This is a genomic window from Sphingorhabdus sp. (assembly GCF_050921905.1).
Classification (GTDB): Bacteria; Pseudomonadota; Alphaproteobacteria; order Sphingomonadales; family Sphingomonadaceae; genus Sphingorhabdus_B.
Genome location: NZ_CP050888.1, coordinates 1705782 through 1727106, shown reverse-complemented (window position 1 = coordinate 1727106; position 21325 = coordinate 1705782). Strand labels below are relative to the sequence as shown.

The window sequence follows — 21325 nt, the reverse complement described above, 5'->3', positions numbered from 1 at the left end:
TATGATAGAGATAGATGAGAGGATGGTTCAATGCATAAATTCTTCCTACTGAGTGTAGCCGCACTGGCGTTATCCGCCTGTGCGGACAAGGGTGCCGACACCAATGGCGACGGCAAAATCAGCGACGCCGAAGCTGCGACCGAAATGGCAGATGGTGGCGCGATGGCGATGAAACCCGGCCTATGGGAGGTAAAAATTGGCTTTGACAAAATTGAAGCGCCCGGTGCCTCCGCCGCAATGCAGGAAACCCTCAAGACGCAAATGGGCCAAGGCGTGACCCAGCGCAGTTGCCTGACGCAAGCGCAAGTCGACAAGCCCGGTATGGAGTTTTTTGGTGCGCAGCCGGAGGCCAATTGCACCTTTGAAGCGCTCGACCGTTCTACTGCCGGTGTGAAGATGGCTATGACCTGTAAACCTGCGGGCCCAATAATTGTGAAGAGCAAAATGGATGGCAAATTCAGCGCTGAAACCTACATTATGAGCATTGAACAGAACACTGACGGCACGCCGATGGGTGCAGTCAAGATGACCGGTAAGATCGAAGGAAAGCGCGTCGGAGACTGCCCCGCATGAAGATGATTATGACACAGGCGGTGTTGCCCGCAATGGCCGTGCTGGGTTTGGCATCTTGCGCCGACAACAGCGCGGATAAGGACGGTAACGGCATCATCGACAGCCAAGAGCGCGCGGCCGAAATGGACTATGATGCGTTCATTCCGATGAAGCCCGGGCTTTGGGAAACCAATTTCGTTTTTGCGGACATCAATGTTCCGACACTGGGTAAAGTCGAAAAGCAGCGGATCATGGACGAACTGGCGAAAAACGCCTCCAGCCAAAGTTGCCTGACCGATGCCGAAGCGAAAAAACCAAGTGCGGATTTCTTTGGCGGCACCGGCGCTGAAAAATGCGTTTACAAGGCGTTTGATATTTCCGGACAAAATGTGCGCATGAAATTGTCTTGCGGCATGGATAACATGGGCAGCGTGGACATGGAACTTGCCGGCGTAATGGGCGAAACCGAATTCAACTATGACAGCACATTAGATGTCCGCCTGCCGATGGTCGGAAAGGTCGCCATGCAGGGCACGGTAAGGGGCAAGTATATAGCTGCCTGCCCCGCGTCATGATGTATCTGCGTCGTTTAAGGTTGGTCTGCGCAACGCTGGCCGCGGTGATAGCCTCCGGATGTGCAACGACCGGCGGTGCGGAAACGCTGTCTGGCCAGGCCAATATCCGGCCCGCAGTGGTCAAAGTCGATTTCACATCGGACAGCATCACCCCCGCGATAGTCGAGGGCGATGCCGGCGTTGCCGGGCGGCCAGTGACCATAGATGATCCGGCGCGGGTCGCGTCCATTTCAAAACTGGTGGTAGCCATTGGCGTCATGCGGCTATGGGAACAAGGCACTCTTGATCTCGATCGCGACGTGAATGACTATCTGGGTTGGCGTGTCCGCAATCCGGCCTTTCCCGATGCACCAATTACCTTGCGCGTTTTGCTATCGCATCAAAGCGGTTTACGTGACTCTGTGGATTATATCGTGCCGCTTGATGGCAGTCTTGAGGCCGTTTTAGTAAACCCAAAGGCATGGGAACTGAACCATGCACCGGGCACTTATTTCGCTTATGCCAATATCAATTCGCCGTTGATCGCGGCGGTGATGGAGGGGGCAACAGGCGAACGCTTTGACCGGCTGATGGCACGGCTGGTGTTGACGCCGCTTGGGCTGGATGCCTGCTATAATTGGGGTGCCGGGTGCAGCGACGGGCGGCGTGCGCAGGCGGTTACATTGCTGCGACCCAATAAAGACCTAGCGCGCGATGCCCCGATGAACGGGCCTGACCCATGCGCGGTTTACCCCGCCAGCGACGGAAGCTGTGACGTTGATAAGCTCTATGTGCTTGGTCGCAACGGGTCGGCTTTCAGCCCGCAGGGCGGCTTACGTATTTCGGCGGGCGATCTGGCAAAAATCGGTCAATTGCTGTTGCGCGATGGCGCACCTTTATTGTCGCGCAAAAGTTTCGCGCAGATGATTGGCCCTGTCTGGACCTTTGACGGCAAAAATGGTGATGATGATAAGGGCTATTTTACCGGCTATGGCCTTGGCGTGCATTGGTTGACCGACAAGGCTGGCCATCGCTGGTTCGGCCATGTGGGAGAGGCGTATTCGCTGCGTGCGGGCTTTTGGATCAACCCTGCCGAACGCAGGGGCTTTTACCGCTACGTGACTATGGTCGATGAATTTTCCGCCGTTGGGCATTGCTTTGACCGGTGTCCATGATAGCGTCGGCGATAGATAACGGAAAACTGATATAACAGGGGGAAGTAAGATGATTAAAAGGTCTATTTTGGGCGCATTCTTGGCTAGCGCGTTGGTCGTAACGCCAGCAGTCGCGCAGCCAGATTACGCAGACTCGATTAAGGCGGATTATGACAAGTCGCTGGCGAGCCTGTGGGACCATTTCCATCGCAACCCCGAATTGTCGTTCCGCGAATTTAAAACCGCCGCGCGTATGGCGCAGGAACTGCGCGCCGTGCCCGGCATGGTCGTCACCGAGAAAGTCGGCGGCACCGGCGTCGTTGGCATGTTGAAAAACGGTGATGGACCAGTCGTCCTTGTCCGTGCGGATATGGACGGCCTGCCTGTGCAAGAACGCTCCGGTCTTGCCAATGCATCGACGGTGAAACAGGTCGGGGTCGATGGCCTTGAAATGCCCGTGATGCACGCGTGCGGCCATGATGTGCATATCACCTCATTGGTGGGCACAGCGCGCCAGTTGGCGCGGATGAAGGATCGTTGGAAGGGGACAGTATTGTTCATCGTCCAGCCTGCCGAAGAACGCGTCGGCGGCGCAAAGGCGATGATAGCAGACGGGCTCTACACCCGTTTTCCAAAGCCGGATTATGCATTGGCCTTCCATGTCGCAGCAGAGCTTGAGACCGGTAAAATCTCCGCGTCAGAAGGCATTCAATATTCGTCGGCCGACAGCGTTGATATTCGCGTTCCCGGCATTGCCACCCATGGCGCAGCGCCCCATTTGGGCCGCGACCCGGTCTATATTGCCTCGCAGATCGTTGTCGGCCTTCAATCGATCATCAGCCGCGAAAAGGGACCATTGGACCCCGGCGTGATTACCGTTGGCGCTTTCCACGCCGGAACAAAGCATAATATCATATCCGAATATGCGGACTTGCAGGTAACGGTGCGTTCCAACAATCAGGCGGTGCGCGACCAGTTGATTGCCTCCATTGAGCGCGTTGCCAAGGGCATTGGCGCGGCACATGGCTTGCCTTCAGACAAGTTGCCGATTGTTACAGTGACGGAAAGCACGCCGGTCACGGTCAATGATGGCGCGCTTGCCCGCCGCTTGAACGGGGCTATTGCCGATGCCTTGGGTAAGGATGTGGTGACACCATTCCGTCAGACGGCAATGGGCGCGGAAGACTTTGCCTTCTTCGTGGATCAGAAACATGGCATTCCAGGCTATTATTTCGCTGTTGGCGGGACGAAGCCTGAATGGATCTCTGCCGCAAAGAATGGCGGATCGCCAGTAGCTGGCCACCATTCGCCTTTGTTCAAAATTGATCCGGAACCATCTGTACGGCTGGGGATTGAGGCAACGACTGCTGCGGTGCTCGATTTGCTTGGGCCAAGCAAAAACTAATCGCTGGCCAAGCAGAGTATAGGAAAAGCCATTATGGCGCGCAAAATTCGCGATCATTACGAAGCGGACGAAGTGTCAGCAGATCCAGAATTGAGCTGCTGGCTCTGCGCGCGCCCAATGGGTAATGTGACCGAATGGCATCATCCTGTGCCGAAAAGCCGGGGCGGGAAGGAACGGCAACCGGTGCACCCGATCTGCCACCGGACCATCCACGCCAATTTCACTAACAGCGATCTCGAAAAGCGCTTCGCCACTGTCGGCGCTTTATTGGCGCATGACGAAATCGGGCGGTTTGTCGACTGGATAGCCAACAAACCGCCCGACTTTAACGCACCGACCAAAGACCGGCGTTAGCCTTCTAATCCACTGCTGTTTGTGCGTTCAGTGAGACAACAGGGTGGGCATCGTGCTGCTTTGCAGAATGTCCGCTGTTGCACTTCCCATCATGAAGCGACGCAATCGTGAATGGCCATAGGCACCCATGACCAGCATTTCGGAACCGGTCGCTGCCGCCTCTTCTTGCAGAGCCGACGCAATGCTGCGTCCAAAGAGCGCGGCTTTCACATAATCCGCTTTTATACCGCGCTTGCCTGTGGCCGTCACCAACGCGGCGCTGTCCAAGTCGGTTGGAAACTCCTTTTCACCCACGATCGTGAGGAAATGGACGTGCTCGGGCGCTAGCAAGGCAATGGCATCACCCAACGCCCGCCCGGCTGCCGGGGTATTGTCCCAAGCCACTGCAAGTGCCCCAAGAGTGTAAGGCGTCGCGTGGGTTTGCGGAACGACTATGACTGGTCGGCCGCTTTCGAACATAAGATATTCGGCAACCATCCGCTCGTTCAAAAGCCCCGATCCTTGGCTGCCAATAACGCTTATGTCATGCAATCGCGCATGTTCCGCCACAACTTCGTGGACGCCCAAGACATGCGAATGTTCGGTGATTAACGTACATTCTACACCCGCCGCTTGAGCAGCAGAACGCAAATCCAATGCCACCGCCTGTGTATCTGTGTGGCGTTCAGGCGTCGTAACATCGAGCGCAACTGTGAAAATCGTCAGCTGTGCGCCGTACGCCTTAGCGAGGCTAATGGCAAAACCCACTGGCCCTTTCTTTCCCAGAGCTGTTTCGGCAGGTGCAAAGAGAAATATTGATTTCATCGCCATCTGTTTTCTCCTTAATGGGATGCTTGTGAATGGACGTCATCCTTGGTTTTCCAGAGGGAAAACAGGATGCCGCCCAAGATAAGGCCGAAGGTAACGCCAAGGCTCAACACCGGCGGGAATTTGTCGCCATCCATCAGGAAGTCCGACACGAAAATCTTGGACCCAATGAAGACCAAAACCAGCGCCAGCGCATATTTCAGATAATGGAAACGATGAACCATCGCCGCCAATGCGAAATACAGGGCACGTAGGCCCAATATGGCCATGATGTTCGACGTGTAGACAATGAAGGTATCGGTGGTGATCGCAAAGATCGCTGGCACCGAGTCTACCGCAAACACCAAGTCGGCAAGGTTGATGACGACCAGCGCAAGAAACAAGGGCGTCGCTGCGCGGACCATCTTGCCGGTTTTCTCGTCCGGCACCTTGACGAAAAACTTCTCGTCATGAAGCTCTTTGGTCACCCGCATATGCGTCGAGATATATTTGACGACCGGGTTTTTGGCGACGTCCATTTCCTGATCACCAGTGAACAGCATCTTGATGCCGGTTCCGATGAGGAAGGCCGCGAAGATATACAGCGTCCAATAATATTCCTGCACAATAGCCGCGCCAGCCGCGATCATTATACCGCGCAACACAATGACCGCGATAATGCCCCACAAAAGCGCGCGATATTGATATTTGCGCGGTATTGCAAAAAAGGTGAAAATCAGGCTGATGACGAAGACATTGTCAATCGACAGCGCCTTTTCGATGAAAAAGCCTGTATAATATTTCATGCCTAAGTCGGCACCTTTTTGGAACCAGACCCATAGGCCAAACAGCAGGGCAATGCTGATATAAAAAGCGGACAGCTTCAGGCTTTCGGAGATGCCCATTTCCTTGTCCTCCTTATGCAGGATGCCAAGGTCAAAGGCTGTCAACGCGACAACAATGCTTAGAAAAGCGAGCCAAAACCAAACTGGTGTGCCCAACCAGTCCATCGTCAAAAATTCCATAAATATTCCCTGTTTTACGTAATATCATGCACCACGCAGACGAAAGCCTGCGTGGTGCGTAAGTTTCAAATATTAGATATTGTCAAGACGCAATGGCCGCCGCAACGGCACTTTTGTGTGACTCTCGAGCCTATCCTTGATTGCCAGCTTAAGCCGCTTCAGCCTTTGAACGCGAAAAATATCTGGCCAACGCCGGGTGATTTCGGCGCGCAATTCGCGGTCAATCTTCTGGTGATATTGCATCAATCGAAATGACGAAAAAGTCATAGCTCATCCTCTTTGAACATAAGTTTAAGTTCAATCGGATGTTCCGGGCATGGCTGAGCGTATTTCGGGGGTATTTGAGACCGCCTGACCACTGCACCGGAAACATCCGATGCGGCCGACATCACGTTCCTTCCGAAGAAGCGAGCGTCAGAGGGGCCCGGTCCGCCCGCATGCTATGGAGCGATTCAGTCAGAATTGCAAGACGATTGCCACACAAGAAACTCGGCTCGTCGAGTTAATCCCTCAACAGGTCGTTGATTGCGGTCTTTGCGCGGGTCTGCGCATCGACGCGTTTGACGATGACGGCACAAGACAAATTGGGTCCAGGGCTGCCGTCAGGCAAGGCCTTTCCGGGGATCGAGCCTGGCACCACGACCGAGTAAGCGGGAACACGGCCAACGAAAATCTCGCCTGTTGTGCGATCAATAATCTTGCTGGTGGAACTGATGAACACGCCCATGGACAGCACTGCGCCTTCTTCGACGATCACGCCTTCGACAACCTCCGACCGCGCACCAATGAAGCAATTGTCTTCTATGATTACTGGCCCGGCCTGAAGTGGTTCCAAAACGCCCCCAATGCCAACGCCACCGGACAAATGCACATTCTTGCCGATTTGCGCGCAACTGCCGACGGTAGCCCATGTGTCGACCATCGTCCCATCATCCACGCGCGCGCCAATGTTGACAAAGCTTGGCATCAGGATGACGTTTTTGCCGATATAGCTGCCATGTCGGGCCACGGCCCCTGGCACGACGCGGAAACCTGCATTGCGGAAACGGTCGGCATCCCAACCGCCGAATTTAGACGGAACCTTGTCATAAGCAGGCGCACCGGACGCCCCCCCATCGACCACATCATTGTCATTCAGGCGGAACGACAAAAGCACAGCTTTTTTCAAATACTGGTGGACCTGCCAACTACCCGAAAGCTTCTCAGCCACGCGGAACGACCCGTCATCTAGGCCAGCCAAGGCCGTCTGCACCGCGTCGCGCACTTCGCCTTGGGTAAAGCTGGAAATGCCGTCGCGTGCATCCCATGCAGCGTCAATGATCGTGGCAAGTTGGTCAGTCATATAGTTCTTTCAATGGCATGGAGTGCGCAAAGCCACCCGCTCAAGTCGGCAATCTCATGATCAATAAATGGCTCTTCGCCACCGCTATCAGCTTCGACGTCATGATTCACCCAAATAGTTGTCATGCCCAAGGCCTTGGCCGGACCAAGATTATGGGCCGAATCCTCGACAAAAAGTGCGCGGGTCGGATCGATATGTAGCTCAGTGCACAGCCTATCATAACTCGCTGACGCAGGCTTTGGCAGATGCTGCATCCGGTGAATGTCGAATATATCCTCAAACACGCCATCAAGGCCGCGCGCGGTCAGAACCCGCTGCGCATAAGGCGCATCTGCGTTCGTGAAAATCAACTTGCGCCCCGGTAAAGCCTCGATCTGGTCGCGCAAATCGGCGGCAGGCTGCAATAGAGTCATGTCCACATCATGGACGAAATCAAGATACCCATGCGGGTCGACCGCATGTTCGGCCATCAATCCGCCCAGCGTGGTTCCATATTTCTTCCAATAAGTGTGACGAATTTGATGCGCAGCATCAGAATCGATGTTGAAAAACCGTTCAACATACAACGCAATTCGGTCCCGAACTTGCGCCATAATATTCGCCTCTGGCCCATAAAGGGTAAGGTCTAGATCAAAAATCCAATTGTCGATATTACTGAAAGATAAATGCATCCAGCCACCTAGCCAGAAACCCATCTATACTCAACGGGGACGTTAAGATTAGCGAAAGCGAAACGAGCTTAGGGTCAGGACCACTTAAATCCACCTTCGCGGCGTCAAAATGGCAAAGATATCGAAGGAAAATGTCCGCCGCAGGCAGTCGTTCTGCCTGCAAGGGCATTTTGTTTCGAGATCGAAGCCATTTTGACGTCCTTCGGATTTGACCCATTTTGTCCATTGCCACGTTGGCAAGCTTGGACTTAGAACCACTAAGTCCTGCGCTTACCGCCTTGCACTGAACAAAATGGCCTCAAACCGCGAAGGTGGATTTAAGTGGTCCTGACCCTAAATATGAATTCAATCGCTGAAAGTCGCATTTTTATGCATGAACCACGCATTGGTCGTAAACTTGCGATCGGCAGTTCTGTCATTTTTGCACTCGCGCTGTCTGCTTGCGGCGGAGGGGGTGTAGGCTCGACACCCGTGCCGCTGCCCCCCACAGCGGACGTACCGCCAGCACCTCCAGCACCACCCCCTGCGCCTCCGCCTCCGCCAACGACAAGTTTTGCAACCCCGGAATATCTCCGCTCGGATGGCCCAGATTTTCATCGGGCGATCACCGCCTATCAAGCGGGTGCCAGTGGCCGCGGTGTCACCGTTGGTATAATTGATTCAGGGCTTGACCCAAATAGTCACGAATTTGCGGGCCGAATCCACGCGCAGTCGGGGGATGTAACGGGCGCGGGTCGGCCGCTTGGCGACGATGATGGTCATGGTACAAGCGTTTCGCGCGTTTTGGCTGCCGCTAAAGATGATCGCGACATCCAAGGTATGGCGTTTGACGCCACAATATTGGCATTGCGGGCCGATCAAGCGGGAAGCTGCGCGCCGACGGCCCAGAGTGTTGACGAAGCTGGGTGTTCGTTCTTCGATTCTGCCATTGCCACTGGCGTTGACCGTGCCGTGGACAATAAAGCGCGCGTCATTAACATTTCGCTCGGTAGCGCGGGCGGCGCGAGTAGCGCGCTGCGCACCGCAATAGATCGTGCGACATCGGCTGGCGTTGTGGTGGTTGTGTCAGCAGGAAATGAGGGGGATAAATTAGATCCCGCATTTGACCCGAATAGCCCAAGCCCCTTTGCACAATCATTAGTGGCCAACGGCAACGGGCTTGTCATCATTGCCACCGCCGTTGATGACAATGGTATCATAACAAAATTCAGCAACAAGGCGGGGGCTGCCCAGAACGCGGTGTTGTCCGCGCTGGGCCAAGGCATTTGCTGCGAATATCGCAACGACACTATTTACCGCTTAGTTGCGAATGATGGGACCTCTGTGCGGGTGTTCAATGGCACGTCTTATTCCGCGCCACAGATATCCGGTGCCGCAGCTTTGCTGGCGCAAGCCTTCCCCAATCTCACGGGCGCACAGATTGTGAACCTGCTGCTGACGTCGGCGCGCGATGCAGGTGCTGCTGGCACGGATACGATTTACGGACGCGGCATATTGGATATTGGTCGCGCCTTTGCGCCAGCGGGAACAACGTCGCTTGCAGGCACAACTATGGCAGTTCCGCTTATCGGAAATGGCGGCACAACATCAGCGGCCATGGGTGATGCTGCGTTGTCCCCCATGTCCGCAAATGCGGTGGTGTTGGACAGCTATGGCCGTGCATATGACATCAACATCGCCGAAGGGATAAGCGCAAGCGCGGCGCGTCTTCGGCTGGCGCCTGCTCTGGTGGATCAGGGACGATCCGTCAGCATATCACACGGAACAACCGACCTTGCCTTTTCCATTAGCGCCAGCAACGCCGGAAGCGTGGGCCTTTCGCCATTGCTTTTGTCATATGGGCAGCAGAGCCAAGCGCGTATTTTGGCGGGTCGCGTCAGTGCCGCCATTGCACGCGACACACGGTTTAGCCTTGGCATCCGCCAAGCGGCTGCTGGACAGGTTGCGGCATTGCAGGGCAACTCGGGGGCTGCGTTTCTAACCGCCACCGATGCGCAGATAGACGGCGGGTTCGAACGTGCACCGGATCAATCTTTCGCTTTGCGTCATCAACTTGGACGCTTTGGCCTGATAGGCAGCGTTGAGGCAGGCCATGCACGTGTGTTCGAACGCGGCGGCGCGGCGTTGTTGCGCCACACAGACAATCGTTATCCTTATGCCTCTGTCGGTGTCTCGCTGGATCGGAAGATTGGTCCAGCGTCATTCGCCTTTGGTGCAAATTGGATGCGCGAAGACGCAAACGTGCTTGGCGCGCGGTTCGCCAATTTCATTGGCCAAAATGGTGCACGCAGCCTGTTTGTCGATGGCCGGGCTGATGTCACATTGATTGGTGCTTGGTCGCTTGGCGCAAGCTGGCGGCAGGGATGGACCAACGCCAATGCCGGCGCGTCGCTAACAGCTCGAAGCTCGCTGCAAAGCAACGCCTTTTCGCTAGACCTGTCGGGCGCTCATGTCTTGACGCGCGGTGACCGCATTGCGTTCCGGATTGCGCAGCCCTTGCGCGTCACACGCGGCGGACTCGCGCTCAACGTGCCCGTGGCGTATGATTATGCGACGCTTGGGACGACATTTGCTGTCCGCCAGATTTCGCTGGCACCAAAGGGGCAGGAGATTGCCAGCGAGCTTGTATGGGGCGTGCCGATATATGGCGGCCATTTCTCGTCAAATCTGTTCTGGCGGCATGAACCGGGGCATTTTGAAAGTGCCCCCGATGATGTCGGCATCGCCTTTCGGCTTCAGTTCGATTTCTAAACGGTAAAACTCTCGCCGCAGCCGCAACTTCCCGTCGCATTGGGGTTGGTGAACACAAAGCCTGCTGCAAATTCATCCTCGACCCAGTCCATGATTGAACCAACGAGATACAGCACGGATCCGCCGTCGATATACAGCACGCCGCCCGGTGTTTCGATCTTCTCGTCGAACGCGACGGCCTCAGCGACATAATCGACCGAGTAAGCGAGACCTGAACAGCCACGGCGCGGGGTGGACAGCTTCACGCCGATCGCGCCTTCGGGTGCCTTGGACATCAGTTCGGCAATGCGCGCTTCGGATGCAGGGGTGAGCATAACTGCCGCAGGACGGGCGCGTGTTTTCACATCGGTCATAACATTCCAAGCTCCAAACGGGCTTCTTCGGTCATATTGGCCGGGCTCCATGCTGGCTCCCACACCAAATTCACTTCGGCATCGCCAATGCCGGGCACCGCGCCAACGCGCAGTTCAACTTCGCCAGGCATCGATTCTGCAACAGGGCAATTCGGCGTCGTCAGTGTCATCGAAACGACGGCATGGCCATCATTGATCTCGACATTGTAAATCAGGCCAAGGTCATAAATGTTCACCGGAATTTCGGGGTCATATATTTCCTTAAGCGCCGCAATCACCGCTTCGTACAAATCACCATCGGGCTCACTTGGTGCGGGCGCGGCAGGCTTTTGCGCGAGGAAGCCTTCCAGATAATCCTTCTTGCGTTCGGACGCATCGGTTGCGCTTTCGACCCGCGCCTTTGGAGGTTTTTCTACGCTATCGACTTCTTGTATGCGGATGTTCTCGTTCATCCAAAAATCCTCTTCACCCGTGCAAGGCCGCGCACCAACGCCGCGACATCATCTTCATCATTATAAATTCCAAAACTCGCCCGTGCGGTGGCAGGCACGCCCAAATGGTCCATCAACGGCTGAGCACAATGGTGGCCAGCGCGAATGGCGACATTTTCTTCGTCCAATATTGTCCCGATGTCATGCGGATGCACGCCCTCCATCGAGAAGGAGACTATCCCCGCCGATTGTTCAGGACCGTATAAAGTGATCGAATTGATGGCACGCAAAGCATCGCGCGTCTGCGCGGCCAGCGCGCTTTCATGCGCGAAAATGGCTTCCGGGCCAAAGCTGTCGATGAAGTCGATAGCGGCGTGCAATCCAATGACTTCAATGATCATCGGCGTTCCCGCCTCAAACCGTGAAGGCGCAGGGGCGTAGGTCGTCTTTTCAAACGTCACCCGGTCAATCATCGCGCCGCCGCCTTGCCATGGAGGCATCGCTTCAAGCATATCGGCATGCGCCCACAGCACGCCAATACCCGTCGGGCCGTACAATTTATGCCCGGACATGACGTAGAAATCGCAGGCGAGGTCCGCCATGTTCAAATGCATCCGCGGTGCCGCCTGGCAGCCGTCGAGCAAGAATTTTGCACCAACCGCATGCGCGGCATCTGCTGCGCGTCTCGCGTCGAGCACGGATCCAAGCACGTTCGACACATGCGCCAACGCGACCATCTTATGCGCTGGCGTCAAATGCGTCTCTAGCCAGTCGAGGTCGATTTGACCGTCCGCGGTCAACGGACAGACATCGATATGCGCGCCAACCTTCTCGGCAACCATCTGCCATGGCACGATGTTGCTGTGATGCTCCAACTGGCTGAGCATGATGCGGTCGCCCGCTGTCAAGTTCGCTGGGCCCCAGCTTTGCGCGACAAGATTAATGCCCTCGGTGGCACCGCGCACAAACACAATTTCATCGGCCGAAGCCGCGCCCATGAAGCGCGCCACACGGGTCCGTGCCGCTTCGAATGCCACAGTCATATTCGCCGACCGCGCATACACACCGCGATGCACGGTTGCGTAATCAACGCCGCCAGCCCGCATCATCGCGTCAAGCACGACCTGCGGTTTTTGGGCGGTCGCGGCGGTGTCGAGATAATGCCAGTTGTTGGCAAGGCCGGGGAATTGGTCGCGAACATTCCCCTCCCGCAGGCGGGAGGGGTTAGGGGTGGGGTGAGCCGCAGGCGAACTTTCTGACGCTGAAGTCGGATGCCCACCCCCAGCCCCTCCCGCCTGCGGGAGGGGAGACATGGCGGTGATTTCACTCACACCAAATCCCCCAATTTCTTCAACGCCGCTTCGGTCAGCATCTCTTCATCCGCCGCACCTTCAAACACGCCAGCGACAAAGGCCTGCAGCATCAACTTCTTTGCATCCGCTGGCGCAATGCCGCGCGCTTGCAGATAGAACAGCCCCATCGGGTCCAACTCACCAATCGCACAGCCATGCGCGCATTTAACGTCGTCGGCGTAGATTTCGAGTTCGGGCTTCGCATTTGCGGTCGCGCTGCGGTCAAGCAACATGGCCTTCACCGACTGCACGCTGTCGGTCAGTTGCGCATCGCGCGCGACGGCGACCTTGCCAAGATAGGTTCCTGTCGCTGTGCCAGCGAGAACAGAGCGCACGATCTGCGACGACGTCGCTTTGGGTTCGGCATGGGTAACGGTTGTAATGATTTCGAGCGTTTGTGTGTTGCCACCAATTTGCACTGCGCCAAGCTTGAAATCCGCTTTTTCATGCAACGTCACATTCAACTCGACGCGGCCATAATCGCCGCCGATATTGAGGACATGGATAGCCGCTGTTGCGCCTTTACCGATGGCGATGTCCAGTTGGTGAATAGTGCCGCTATCCTGAACAATCGTCCTTGCAAAATGGCCGTTCGCTGGAACAATGATGCTTTCAGGCGCAGGCAATGGCCATGCCGCCTCAACAGCGGCAATGTCGCTGTAGCGCCAAGCCTCATCGCCGCGCGTTGGGAGCGCAACGGTCATCGGCGCAAAACCTCTTGGTGCCTTTGTGCCTTCGTGCGAACAAAATTAGACTCGCACGAAGACACGAAGGCACGAAGAAGAAAAAGAGTAATGCCTGCGGCGCTCATGCCGCCAGTTCCTTATACCCGTCGCGCTCCAGTTCCAGCGCGAGTTCAGGTCCGCCGCTCCGCGTGATACGCCCATCGGCGAGGACGTGGACGAAGTCCGGCTTCACATAATCAAGCAGCCGCTGATAATGCGTAATCAGCAACACGGCTTTGTCGGGCTTGCGCATGATGCGGTTGATGCCGTCGCCGACGATGCGCAATGCGTCGATGTCGAGGCCGCTGTCGGTTTCATCGAGGATCGCGAGCGCCGGGTCGATGATGCCCATCTGTACCATCTCGTTGCGCTTCTTCTCGCCGCCCGAAAAGCCAACATTTACGGGGCGTTTGAGCATGTCCATATCCATGCCGAGCGCGCCCGCTTGCTCGCGCGCAACTTTCAGGAATTCTGCGCCGGATAAAGGTGCTTCACCACGGTTCTTACGCTGCGCGTTCAATGCCTCACGTAAGAATTGGACGTTCGACACGCCGGGGATTTCGACGGGATATTGGAAACCCAAAAACAAGCCAGCGGCGGCGCGCTCATGCGGTTCGAGGTCGAGGAGGTTGATTGGCTCGCTGCCCCCTTCTTCGTCACCCCCGCGAAGGCGGGGGGCCAACTCCGGCGCTGTCGAAACGTCACCGTCAGGAGTTGGGTTCCCGCCTTCGCGGGAATGACGAGGTGGGGGCGTAAAAATCACACTACCCGCAGTCACCTCATAACCGGGCCTTCCCCGACAGCACATAACCCAGCGTCGATTTGCCAGCGCCAGTTCGGCCCCATGAATCGCATGGATTTCGCCCGCGTTAATCGACAGTGTGAGGCCCTTAAGAATAGGCTTGTCGCCAACATTGGCGTGGAGGTTAGTTATTTGGAGCATTGGTTTCAGTTCTCATTTTCATTTAGAACCTTGGACATAATCTCATCTGAGATGAAGACGTCGTCTTCTGTCCGCCATTCAGCATCATCATTTATCGAGCCACCACCAGGGAAGCGATTTCCAGCGCGTCAAATATCTACAGCCGAGTGGTGTCCATTTTACATTTTCAACAATGTAAACTGTCGTCCGACCGGAAAGCGCAGTCGCTTGGCAACCAGAAACCATAAAGCTGTAAAGTTGATTGTAAGCGAAAAAGGTAGCTAAGATAGCGACAGAAACCGTTCCAAGCTTTATCCACCAGCTAGTATTTAGAGGCGCTTCCTGAGAGTTTTCTAAGGTTTGAGCAAGCTCTGGCGGTCCTACGAACGAAAACTGAAGGCCGCACTCACCGCAAAATTTGATTTCGTCCGACGCCGCAGCGCCGCATTGCATGCAGTCCTTCATCACCCCGCACTCCCTTCCAAACTAATCCCAATCAACTCCTGCACTTCCTCAAGCCCCTCCCCTTCAGGGGAGGGGTTGGGGTGGGGCTTTGACGCCTGACGCAATGCTTCGGAGATACATGTCAAAACGCCTTCCATATTGTGCAAGACGTCGGCGTTGGTCACGCGAACAACGCGGAATCCAAATTCGGCCAACGTGTCATCACGGATGCGGTCTTTGGCCGCGTCATGCGTGTCGCCATCAATTTCAACGATCAGCTTCGCCGACGGACAGGCAAAGTCGGCGATATAATGCCCAACGACATCTTGACGCCGGAATTTGAACCCTTCCAACTGGCAGTTCGATAGATAACGCCACAACCGCTTTTCCGGTTCGGTGGGGTTGCGGCGCATGCTTAGCGCATGTTTATGCAATTCGGCGAGGCGATCGGCTGACAGGCCCCACCCCTTACCCCTCCCCTGAAGGGGAGGGGCTTGGTTCTGTTTTGCATAATCGTTGAGTGTCAGTTGCGTCATCCAACTGATCCCTCAAGGCTAATCCCCAACAACTTCTGCGCCTCCACCGCAAATTCCATCGGCAGTTGCTGCAGCACTTCCTTGGCAAAGCCGTTGACGATCAGCGCCACCGCTTCCTCGGCGTTCAGGCCGCGGGCCATCGCGTAGAACATTTGGTCGTCCGAAATTTTGCTCGTCGTCGCCTCATGCTCGATCTGTGCGCTTGGGTTGCGCACTTCGATATAGGGCACGGTGTGTGCGCCGCTCAAAGACCCCAACAGCAGTGAATCGCATTGCGTGAAGTTGCGCACGCCTTCGGCATTGGGTGCGACGCGGACCAAGCCGCGATAGGTGTTGTTGCTATGTCCGGCGCTGATGCCCTTGCTGACAATCGTCGAGCGGCTGCCCTTGCCATTGTGGATCATCTTTGTGCCGGTGTCGGCTTGCTGATAATTGTTCGTCACCGCGACCGAGTAAAATTCGCCCACTGAATTCTCGCCATTCAAAACGCAGCTTGGATATTTCCACGTCACCGCGCTTCCGGTTTCGACCTGAGTCCAGCTCACCTTGCTGTTGCGGCCTTGGCACAACGCCCGCTTGGTGACGAAATTATAGATGCCGCCCTTGCCCTTGGCGTCGCCGGGGTACCAGTTTTGCACCGTCGAATATTTAATCTCGGCATCGTCGAGCGCGACGAGTTCGACAACAGCGGCGTGCAATTGGTTTTCGTCGCGCATCGGCGCGGTGCAGCCTTCGAGATAGCTGACATAGCTACCCTTGTCGGCGATAATCAACGTGCGTTCAAACTGGCCGGTATTCTCCGCATTAATCCGGAAATAGGTGCTCAGCTCCATCGGGCAACGCACGCCTTCGGGGATGTAGACAAATGTCCCATCGGAAAAGACCGCGCAGTTCAATGTTGCGAAATAATTGTCGTGCATCGGCACAATCTTGCCGAGCCATTTCTTCACCAGCTCCGGATATTCCTTAATCGCCTCCGATATGCTGCGGAAGATGACGCCAGCGCGTTCCAGTTCGGCGCGGAAAGTGGTGGCGACCGAGACGCTGTCGAAAACGGCGTCTACCGCGACGCGGCGCGCACCTTCGACGCCCGCCAGCACTTCTTGCTCTGCAATCGGAATGCCCAGCTTTTCATATATGCGCAGAATTTCAGGGTCGACCTCATCCAGCGAACCAAGCTTTGGCTTGGCCTTTGGTTCGGCGTAATAATATGCATCCTGATAATCGATGGGTGGCACGTTGAGCTTGGCCCAATCGGGCGGCGTCATGGTTTTCCAGTTGGCAAACGCCTTCAACCGCCATTCGAGCATCCATTCGGGCTCATTCTTTTTGGCGGAGATAAAGCGGACGGTATCCTCGGTCAGGCCCTTGGGCGCAAAGTCGGTTTCGATGTCCGATGACCAGCCATGCTCATAATCCGCGACGCGATCTGCGGCATCCCAAGCGGCCTTATCCTTGAAGTCCATGTCATCGCTCATCGCGTTAATCCCGCCAAATTGATTTGTGCTAAGGCACCGCGCACCGCATTATTGACCACTGGCCAGTGCGCCTGGACGTTGCAACTGCCTTCCTTGGCACAATGCTGGCCCATCGCATGTTTGTGCGAATCGCAACATATGGTCAGCGCAATCGGGCCTTCGACAGCTTCAATGATGTCGGCAAGGGTGATCGCGGCTGCGGGACGGGCAAGCGTGATGCCGCCGCCCGTGCCACGGGCCGACCGCAACAGGCCTGCCTTTGTCAATATGCTCACCAGCTTTTGTGCTGTCGGCAAGGCTAACCCGGTCTCAGCAGCAAGGTCGGTCGCCGACACGCGCACAGAGCCGCAATGGCGCGAAGCTGCGCTCATGATCACCACTGCATAATCGGCCATATTCGACAAACGCATGTTGCGTCCCCTAATCAGATAAATTTACTCCGATTAGGGGCAGATGGTCGCTTTATAGGTGGAAATCAAGCCAGAAAGGATTCAATATTGCGAAAATGGCCTCAAACCGCGAAGGTGGATTTAAGTGGTCCTGACCCTAATTGCATCGGCGGCTGACGACATAATCCTCTAACGTCTGGGCCTCTTCGGTATTGAAACGCAAACCCAGCTTACTGCGCCGCCACAATATATCCTCGGCGGATTGTGCCCATTCGTGCTCGACGAGATAGTCCGCCTCAACCGCATAAAGGCCATGTCCAAAATCCGTGCCCAAATCGGCAAAAGCGCTGACGTTTGATAAGAAAGAACGGGTCTTTGTTCCATAGCTCCGCACCCAACGGTGAACGAGTGCGGCGGGCAAATAGGCGTGCTCCCGCTGAATATCCAAAGCGAGGTGATGGGCGCCATCAATTGGAAAGTCCCCGCCTGGCAAGGGCTGGCGCAATGTCCAGCTTTCGCCTTTAAGTACAGCCAAGTAGCTTGAAAGCCGATCGACCGCGCTCTCGGCCAGATGTCGATAGGTGGTTATCTTGCCACCGAAGACTGAGAGAATAGGCGCCGTTTCATACGCATCGACATCCAGTTCGAAATGATATCCGCGCGATGCTGTTTCAGGTTTGCCTGAGCCATCATCGACCAAGGGCCGGACACCTGCAAAGCTGTACAGCACGTCCGCAGCCGTGATGGCTTGCTTAAAATAAGCGCCAGCAGACGCGCAGATATACGCAATCTCTTCTGCCGTCGCGTGAATGTCATCCAGCGAACCCTGATGATCTGCATCCGTTGTCCCTATGAGGGTGAAGTCATCCTCATAGGGGATAGCGAAAAATATGCGGCCATCGGGGTTTTGACAGAAATAGGCTTGCGGTGTGTCGAACATCTTGCGGACCACGATATGCGATCCTCTGACCAAGCGGATCGTACCACCTGATGGCCGGTCATGCCCTGTCGTGCGTGCCAGCAAGTCCAGCACCGCTGGCCCCGCGGCGTTGGCAACCGCACGGGCAAGGACGCGTTCTTGCCCCGCAATTTGTATATGCCACAATCCGTCGTGACGCTCGAGATGCGTAACTTCGGAACGGGTGCGAATATCTGCCTTATGTTCAGCCGCGTCCATCGCGTTTAGCACGACCAAGCGTGCGTCATCGACCCAGCAGTCCGAATATTCAAACGCCTTCACAAATTCGGGCCTAAGCGGTTTGCCCGCAGGCTCGGTTTTCAAATTGACTGTCCGGGTTGCGGGCAGCAATTTCCGGCCACCAATATGGTCGTACAAAAACAAGCCAAGCCGCACGAGCCATGCAGGGCGAATCCCTTTTTGATGCGGCAAAATGAAGCGCAGCGGCCATATGATATGGGGCGCAATCGCCCACAACCGCTCTCGCTCAATTAAGGATTCGCGCACCAACGCAAATTCATAATGTTCCAGATAGCGCAGCCCGCCATGGATGAGCTTTGTCGAGGCTGACGATGTGCCCCGCGCCAAATCCCCGCGTTCAAGCAGGATGACTTTTGCGCCCCTACCAGCGGCGTCCCGTGCGATGCCTGCACCATTGATGCCGCCGCCTATGACGGCCAAGTCATAGATTGTCTGGTTCATAAAAACGCCCATGCAAATGCAGCCGCGGCCACAAAGGCGGTAAAGGTCGCCAGCATCACCGGCAGCAGCGCCCTCCATCCTTGGGTAAGCAACAGATCAAGCCGAGACCGCATAGCGGTGGCCGTTACCGCAAACAACAGCATCGCCTTTGACGCAATCAAGCCATATTCCGCCACCCAGTCGGGCGCGTCAACGACGGAATTTACGGCAACGGCGACAAAGAAGGCGATGATGAACCACGGCAATTTGAGTTTGGAAGCCAGGCTTTTGGAGCGTCCATCGCTTGATCCGATGGCAAGCCCGACAAGCGCCACGGCGGGCGCGAGAAGCGCGACGCGGGACAATTTCACGATAGTTGCTGTCTCACCTGCCGATTGGGAGAAGCTATAGCCGCCACCCAAGGATTGCGCGACGTCATGCACCGCAGCACCCATCAAGAAGCCAGCTTGCTTATCCGTGAAATCGAGCTGCGCGGCAATGAGTGGGTAGAATGACATGGCGACCGCGCTTGCCAAGGCTACGCCAACGAGCATAAGCGTAAACTGCGACTGGTTCAGGCGCTCGCGTCCAATTACCGCGTAAATCGCCAAGGCTGCGGACGCGCCGCAAATGGCGGTCGCGCCGCCAGCTAACCAGCCTGCGTAGCGGCTTTGCCCGCCAATCCGCGCGCCTAAAAGTCCAGCTCCCATGACCAAAGACATGATGCCAATCAGTCCCAAAAATGCGAGCACACCAAGTCCGCCAATTTGCATTGCGGTGACTTGTGTGCCCAACAATACGATGCCCCAGCGCAGGCAGGACGTGCCGCAGAAATCAAGCCCGGGATGCACCTTTTGTTCTGCCGACACAAAATTGAGCGCAAGGCCAAGCAACAAGCCCGCCAGGATGACGGGCATGCCGTAATGTTCGGAAAACCAAGTTGCGGCGACTGAGGCAACGCCGACGACCGCAAGTCCCGGAAACAGGGCGCTGATCAACAAACGTTTGGCGCGCGCTGGATTATCCTCTGCGAGGTAGGTTTCGCCATAGAGGTCAGCGATGTAATTCGCGTTTATGTCTTGCGGTGTCATATCGCCTTCTATAGGCAAGTCGGCGAGGAGTTCCAGCATAAAGCGGGATGCGCTATCGACCGAGCGGAGACAATGATGCAGTTTGGTGAAGCGACATGAAGCCAATCACGCCGACGCTACGCTGGACATTGTTTGGGCTGCTGTGTGTCGCCGGCATTTTCAATGCCATGGACCGGCCAGTCATCGCGATCCTGAAGCCCGACATTTCGGTTGACCTTGGTTGGACTGATACCGATTTTGCCAATCTCGCCTTTGTAACGCAGGTCGCAGCAGCGCTGTCTTTCCTGTTCACTGGATGGCTGGTTGATAGAATTGGCGTGCTGCGTTCAATGATAGCTGGCGTAACGACGTGGAGCCTTGCGGCGATGGCGCATGGCTGGGCAATTGCTGGCTGGCAAGTAGTGGCTGCGCGCATTGGCCTTGGTGCGACAGAAGCGGTGCAGACGCCGCTGACGATAAAAACTGTCGTCACGCTTTTCTCACCCGACAAGCGCTCGTTCGCGTTTGGTGTAGGTACCGCGATTGCGGGGCTTGGCACGATCACCATGCCGTTTTTCATTCCCGTGATCGCGGCCATCTGGGGATGGCGCGGCGCGCTCATTTTTGGCGGGGTCGGCGGTTTTATAACGCTGGCGCTGTGGTTGTGGTTTGCGCGCGGGGTGAAGTTTGACGATAAGGCCGAAGACGCCAATCGTGACTTTGCCGATGATGGTGCGCCTTATGGCCCGATATTGATGGAACGGCGTACCTGGGCAATCGTGATTGCCAAAATGTTGTCCGACGCGACTTGGTGGCTTATCAATTTCTGGCTGCCGGATTTCTATCGAAAGGAATTTGGCCTGACGACAAGCGAGTTGGCAATTCCGCTGGCGATTGCCTTTTTTGGGTCGGGGGCAGGCGCATTGTTCGCAGGCTGGTTATCAACACGGCTTTTGGAGGCGGGATGGAGCGTCAACCGCGTGCGCAAGACGATCATGTTCGGGTCGGCTGCGATTGTGGTACCCTTGCCCTTCGTTCTCACGTTGGACTCATTCTGGCCCGTGGCGATCATGATGGGCTTGGTCATGGCGGGGCATCAGGGTTTTTCGTTGTCGATATTCTCGATCATCACCGACGTCGTGCCGCGCGGCAATGTTGGGCGCGTTACCGCTTTTGGCGCATTTATGGGCAATATGGGCGGCGCCTTGATCCAGCTAGTGACAGGCGCAGTCTTGGCGGCGGGGTTGGGTTTCACGCCCGTGTTTATCTTTGCTGCGGTGTCCTACATGCTCGCTCTGGCTTGGTTGCATTGGTTGCTGCCGACCATTCAGCGTGCCGAGGCAGGCGCGCCGTATCTGCCAAATAGAGCAACACCCTTCTTGTGACGCACTG

22 protein-coding genes and 1 pseudogene are annotated in these 21325 nt (G+C 56.0%); 7 read left to right on the top strand and 16 right to left on the bottom strand.

Annotation, left to right across the window (positions count from 1 at the left end; genetic code table 11):
- Positions 1-30 precede the first annotated feature (30 nt).
- The 5 genes from HEQ18_RS08415 to HEQ18_RS08395 are packed head-to-tail and all read left to right on the top strand — an operon-like array spanning position 31 to position 4019.
- Complete coding sequence (locus tag HEQ18_RS08415) at positions 31-573, top strand: DUF3617 domain-containing protein (protein WP_432814354.1); 543 nt, start codon at positions 31-33, stop codon at positions 571-573.
- Entirely contained in the window at positions 570-1127 is a 558-nt protein-coding gene (locus HEQ18_RS08410; protein WP_432814353.1) for a DUF3617 domain-containing protein, read from the top strand. The genes HEQ18_RS08415 and HEQ18_RS08410 overlap by 4 nt, the downstream gene beginning before the upstream one ends.
- The gene (locus HEQ18_RS08405) at positions 1124-2281 is read left to right on the top strand and encodes a serine hydrolase (RefSeq protein WP_432814352.1); all 1158 of its coding nucleotides are present in this window, start codon (positions 1124-1126) and stop codon (positions 2279-2281) included. Before HEQ18_RS08410 ends, HEQ18_RS08405 begins: the two co-directional genes overlap by 4 nt.
- Before the next feature lie 49 nt (positions 2282-2330).
- Entirely contained in the window at positions 2331-3665 is a 1335-nt protein-coding gene (locus tag HEQ18_RS08400; RefSeq protein WP_432814351.1) for an amidohydrolase, read from the top strand.
- Positions 3666-3698: 33 nt separating this feature from the next.
- Positions 3699-4019 (top strand): HNH endonuclease, encoded by a 321-nt coding sequence (locus HEQ18_RS08395; RefSeq protein WP_432814350.1) that lies wholly within the window; start codon positions 3699-3701, stop codon positions 4017-4019.
- 27 nt (positions 4020-4046) lie between these two features.
- Here the strand turns inward: HEQ18_RS08395 and HEQ18_RS08390 are convergent, their stop codons facing one another.
- From HEQ18_RS08390 to HEQ18_RS08370, 5 genes are all read right to left on the bottom strand, one after another.
- Positions 4047-4829: a universal stress protein gene (locus HEQ18_RS08390; protein WP_432814349.1), complete on the bottom strand. Its 783-nt coding sequence runs from the start codon at positions 4827-4829 to the stop codon at positions 4047-4049.
- 11 nt (positions 4830-4840) lie between these two features.
- Positions 4841-5830 carry a TerC family protein gene (locus HEQ18_RS08385; protein ID WP_432814348.1) on the bottom strand — a complete coding sequence of 330 codons (990 nt, stop codon included), beginning with the start codon at positions 5828-5830 and terminating at the stop codon, positions 4841-4843.
- 72 nt (positions 5831-5902) lie between these two features.
- On the bottom strand, positions 5903-6097 hold the full coding sequence (locus HEQ18_RS08380) for a DUF465 domain-containing protein (protein ID WP_397606374.1): 195 nt from the start codon (positions 6095-6097) through the stop codon (positions 5903-5905).
- Between the two features lie 235 nt (positions 6098-6332).
- Positions 6333-7172 carry a 2,3,4,5-tetrahydropyridine-2,6-dicarboxylate N-succinyltransferase gene (gene dapD / locus HEQ18_RS08375; protein WP_432814347.1) on the bottom strand — a complete coding sequence of 280 codons (840 nt, stop codon included), beginning with the start codon at positions 7170-7172 and terminating at the stop codon, positions 6333-6335.
- Positions 7169-7765: a pyrimidine 5'-nucleotidase gene (locus HEQ18_RS08370; protein WP_432814346.1), complete on the bottom strand. Its 597-nt coding sequence runs from the start codon at positions 7763-7765 to the stop codon at positions 7169-7171. The genes dapD and HEQ18_RS08370 overlap by 4 nt, the downstream gene beginning before the upstream one ends.
- A gap of 447 nt (positions 7766-8212) precedes the next feature.
- Here HEQ18_RS08370 and HEQ18_RS08365 point away from each other — a divergent pair, with 447 nt between their 5' ends.
- Positions 8213-10594 (top strand): S8 family peptidase, encoded by a 2382-nt coding sequence (locus HEQ18_RS08365; RefSeq protein WP_432814345.1) that lies wholly within the window; start codon positions 8213-8215, stop codon positions 10592-10594.
- Here HEQ18_RS08365 and HEQ18_RS08360 read toward each other — a convergent pair.
- The 11 genes and pseudogenes from HEQ18_RS08360 to HEQ18_RS08310 form a co-directional block, all read right to left on the bottom strand.
- A complete protein-coding gene (locus tag HEQ18_RS08360) occupies positions 10591-10947 on the bottom strand; it encodes a HesB/IscA family protein (protein WP_432814344.1) in 357 nt (118 codons plus the stop codon). The genes HEQ18_RS08365 and HEQ18_RS08360 overlap by 4 nt on opposite strands.
- Complete coding sequence (locus HEQ18_RS08355) at positions 10944-11399, bottom strand: SUF system Fe-S cluster assembly protein (protein WP_432814343.1); 456 nt, start codon at positions 11397-11399, stop codon at positions 10944-10946. The genes HEQ18_RS08360 and HEQ18_RS08355 overlap by 4 nt, the downstream gene beginning before the upstream one ends.
- Entirely contained in the window at positions 11396-12709 is a 1314-nt protein-coding gene (locus HEQ18_RS08350; protein ID WP_432814342.1) for an aminotransferase class V-fold PLP-dependent enzyme, read from the bottom strand. Before HEQ18_RS08350 ends, HEQ18_RS08355 begins: the two co-directional genes overlap by 4 nt.
- Complete coding sequence (locus tag HEQ18_RS08345; RefSeq protein ID WP_432814341.1) at positions 12706-13434, bottom strand: SufD family Fe-S cluster assembly protein; 729 nt, start codon at positions 13432-13434, stop codon at positions 12706-12708. Before HEQ18_RS08345 ends, HEQ18_RS08350 begins: the two co-directional genes overlap by 4 nt.
- 103 nt (positions 13435-13537) lie before the next feature.
- Positions 13538-14398, bottom strand: a pseudogene (gene sufC, locus HEQ18_RS08340) (Fe-S cluster assembly ATPase SufC).
- An 87-nt stretch (positions 14399-14485) separates the two neighbouring features.
- Entirely contained in the window at positions 14486-14842 is a 357-nt protein-coding gene (locus tag HEQ18_RS08335; protein WP_432814340.1) for a hypothetical protein, read from the bottom strand.
- On the bottom strand, positions 14842-15357 hold the full coding sequence (locus HEQ18_RS08330; protein WP_432814339.1) for an endonuclease domain-containing protein: 516 nt from the start codon (positions 15355-15357) through the stop codon (positions 14842-14844). The genes HEQ18_RS08335 and HEQ18_RS08330 overlap by 1 nt, the downstream gene beginning before the upstream one ends.
- The gene (sufB, locus tag HEQ18_RS08325; protein ID WP_432815977.1) at positions 15354-16823 is read right to left on the bottom strand and encodes a Fe-S cluster assembly protein SufB; all 1470 of its coding nucleotides are present in this window, start codon (positions 16821-16823) and stop codon (positions 15354-15356) included. The genes HEQ18_RS08330 and sufB overlap by 4 nt, the downstream gene beginning before the upstream one ends.
- An 8-nt stretch (positions 16824-16831) precedes the next feature.
- Positions 16832-17245 (bottom strand): SUF system Fe-S cluster assembly regulator, encoded by a 414-nt coding sequence (locus HEQ18_RS08320; protein ID WP_432814338.1) that lies wholly within the window; start codon positions 17243-17245, stop codon positions 16832-16834.
- Positions 17246-17381: 136 nt separating this feature from the next.
- A complete protein-coding gene (gene glpD / locus HEQ18_RS08315; protein WP_432814337.1) occupies positions 17382-18884 on the bottom strand; it encodes a glycerol-3-phosphate dehydrogenase in 1503 nt (500 codons plus the stop codon).
- Positions 18881-19954: a YeiH family protein gene (locus tag HEQ18_RS08310; RefSeq protein ID WP_432814336.1), complete on the bottom strand. Its 1074-nt coding sequence runs from the start codon at positions 19952-19954 to the stop codon at positions 18881-18883. Before HEQ18_RS08310 ends, glpD begins: the two co-directional genes overlap by 4 nt.
- Before the next feature lie 95 nt (positions 19955-20049).
- On the opposite strand from HEQ18_RS08310, the gene HEQ18_RS08305 reads away from it, so the two are divergent.
- The gene (locus HEQ18_RS08305) at positions 20050-21318 is read left to right on the top strand and encodes an MFS transporter (RefSeq protein WP_432814335.1); all 1269 of its coding nucleotides are present in this window, start codon (positions 20050-20052) and stop codon (positions 21316-21318) included.
- Positions 21319-21325 lie beyond the last annotated feature (7 nt).